The 1,181-nt window shown below is 52.9% G+C and carries 1 protein-coding gene; it reads right to left on the minus strand.

Annotation, left to right across the window (positions count from 1 at the left end):
* On the minus strand, positions 1–480 hold a 480-nt coding region (locus EJP87_RS16750; protein ID WP_227657743.1), incomplete at its 3' end, for a hypothetical protein.
* Positions 481–1,181: the final 701 nt, after the last annotated feature.

Consider the following 1,181-nt stretch of genomic DNA (forward strand, 5'->3'; position numbering starts at 1 on the left):
AGGGATCGGCGGCTTCTTCTTTTCTTTCTCTGGCGTTGGGTGAATCCCAGCATCGGTGAGGATGCGTTTGACAGAGGTTGAACCGGCATACAGGCCCAACTTTTTGAGTTCTCCGGCAATGCGCCGGTATCCCCAGAGGATGTTCTCCTTGGCCATGCGAATCGCTGTATCGCGCAGCTCTTTGGTGAGTCGGGGCCGGCCAAGCGGTTTGAAATTCTCGCCTTTGTTGGTCTGGTTGAGCCAACGGCGGTAGGTGGCGGGCTTGACGATTTCCAGCAATTCGGCAATATCATGATCGCACTCGGCACCGATGCGGAGGAGTTCTGATTTTTCCTCGGGAGATGGGTTGATCCTGTTGGTGGTCAGCCGTTTCTGGAGGATGCGGATCTGTGCCTTGAGCAACCGGATCTCGGCATTGTGCCGAGGGTTGAAAAAGTGGGCAATCATGGCCCAAAGGAGGAAGACGAACGAATTTGCCATCGCTTGAGATGCTCCCGCGCAGTTTTGAAAATTGGCCTCCAGGCCAAGCAGATGCGGGTATCTTACATTTTGGAACAGGCCTCAAAAAGTGTTGGCATGAGCGCAATCCCGGTAGCAGGGTTCCGAAGGGTAGTGCTTCTTGTCGAGACGCCACAGATCTGCCGCTGGTCAGAGGAGGGTGGTCATGGTTACTGGTTCCCGATGGTCCCATCACCGGTTTGGGAGTCGTAGTTGAAGCCGCAGTTCAACCGGCGTTCAGTTGTGGTGCGGTGCTTGAAACCGGAGGAGGGACGAGGCAAAAGGGAGTCATCACCAGACAGGTATAGTACGATGGGTGGTACCCTCACAGCTTGACGAATAGTCACAGAGAAAGACAGAGAATGTCAGAGAACGTTCCGATGGCGTCATTGCCGACGAAGAGGGAGTTGAACCCGCGTCAACAGGTGGCTTGCCGGACGCAGGTGAAAAGTTCAACGAAATTCAAAAATCCTTTTAATCCCTGAAAGATGCAAAATACCTTGCCGCTTGGCTAACCAAGATGGTGTCAAACCGTTCTCCTGCTGCGGTGCAGCAAAGTGGTGGAGAATTTTCCGTTTTGCGTATCGTTCGCTCCAATGGTTTCATAGAATGGGTTTGCAACTGATAGCAGAACGAGACATCCAGTTGCCTACTCTTGCCGGGTTCAACCTGAAATTAATCGA

The sequence above is a fragment of the Candidatus Magnetaquicoccus inordinatus genome (genome assembly GCF_004217665.1).
Taxonomy (GTDB): domain Bacteria; phylum Pseudomonadota; class Magnetococcia; order Magnetococcales; family Magnetaquicoccaceae; genus Magnetaquicoccus; species Magnetaquicoccus inordinatus.